The sequence below is a fragment of the Pseudomonas sp. 05N434 genome (genome assembly GCF_056396965.1).
Genome location: NZ_JBFTMK010000531.1, coordinates 3,547 through 4,943 on the forward strand (window position 1 = coordinate 3,547; position 1,397 = coordinate 4,943).

At 62.2% G+C, this 1,397-nt stretch carries 1 protein-coding gene and 1 pseudogene; both read right to left on the bottom strand.

All coding sequences use genetic code 11. The annotated features are described in order from the left end of the window. Positions 1–20: 20 nt before the first annotated feature. Positions 21–845 carry an HAD family hydrolase gene (locus tag AC1DLB_RS25170; RefSeq protein WP_477785850.1) on the bottom strand — a complete coding sequence of 275 codons (825 nt, stop codon included), beginning with the start codon at positions 843–845 and terminating at the stop codon, positions 21–23. Then, positions 842–1,397: pseudogene (locus AC1DLB_RS25175) on the bottom strand (glucose-6-phosphate dehydrogenase); the annotation flags it as partial. The gene AC1DLB_RS25170 and the pseudogene AC1DLB_RS25175, both read right to left, overlap by 4 nt.

A 1,397-nucleotide genomic window follows, 5' to 3' on the forward strand; every position in this document is an offset into this window, starting at 1 on the left:
GCGAAGAACGATAACGCGGTTCAGACTGAACTCAGGATGTATCGCTCGATCGCCTGGGCCGCGCCGTCTTCGGTATTGGCCCCGGTCACCACGTCGGCCTGACGCTTCACCGCCTCTTCCGCCTGCCCCATCGCAATCGACAGCCCGGCACGATGAAACATCGCCGGGTCATTGCCGCCGTCGCCCATGGCGGCAGTCTGTTCCAGCRACACCCCGAGAAACTCGGCCAGCGTCGCCAGTGCCGCGCCCTTGTTGGCCTGCACCGCCGTCACATCCAGATAGACCGGTTGCGAACGCGACACCTGCGCCTGCCCTTCGACCTTGGGCAGCAACCGCGCCTCCAGCTCGATCAACAGTTCGGTGTTGCTGCTGGCAGCGACGATCTTGTCGATGCGTGCCAGGCAAGGCTCGAAACTCTCGACCACCACCGGCGGATAACCCAGGCCATGTTGCTCTCGCGGGACCATCGGGCCGTTCGAGTCCTTCAACAGCCAGTCACCACCGCTGAACACCCAGACTTCTATGTCCGGCTGATCGGCAAACAGCGCCAACGCCGTCAGCGCTGCGGTTGCCGGCAAATAATGCGCCACCAGCAAACTGCCATCCGGGTTGACGATGGTGCCGCCATTGAACGCCGCCGTCGGCAGATCAACGCCCAGGGCTTCGATCTGCTGCAACATGGCTTTAGGTGGACGCCCGGTGGCCAGGCTGAACAGCACGCCGGCGTCACGCAAGGCGCGAACGGCATCGATGGTGCGCTGGCTGAGGCTGTGATCGGGCAGCAACAACGTGCCGTCCATGTCACTGAGCAGAAAACGGATGGGTTGTTGCGTGACGTCCCTCATCCGAGGCTGTGCCAGACGCGACCGTCGCGGGTCAGCAGTTCATCAGCGTTCTTGGGTCCGTCTTCGCCGGCCGCATAGCTCTCCACGGTTGCATCCTGCTGCCAGGCGTCGAGGAACGGCTGCACGACGCGCCAGCCGTTCTCGATGTTGTCGGCACGCTGGAACAGCGTCTGATCGCCGGTGAGGCAATCGTAGATCAAGGTTTCGTAGCCGGTGGAAGGCTGCATTTCAAAGAAATCCTTGTAGGCAAAGCCCAGCTCGATATTGGCCATGTTCAACGCCGGTCCCGGCCGTTTGGCCAGCAGGTCGAACCACATGCCTTCGTTGGGCTGGATCTGGATCCGCAGGTAGGTCGGCTGCAATTCTTCGACCTCGGTGTCACGGAACTGCGCATACGGCGCCGGCTTGAAGCAAATGACGATCTCGGTGTCGCGCACGCTCATGCGCTTGCCGGTACGCAGGTAGAACGGCACACCGACCCAGCGCCAGTTGTCGATCATCACTTTGAGCGCGACATAGGTTTCAGTGGTGCTGTCGGGCGCGACGTTGGTT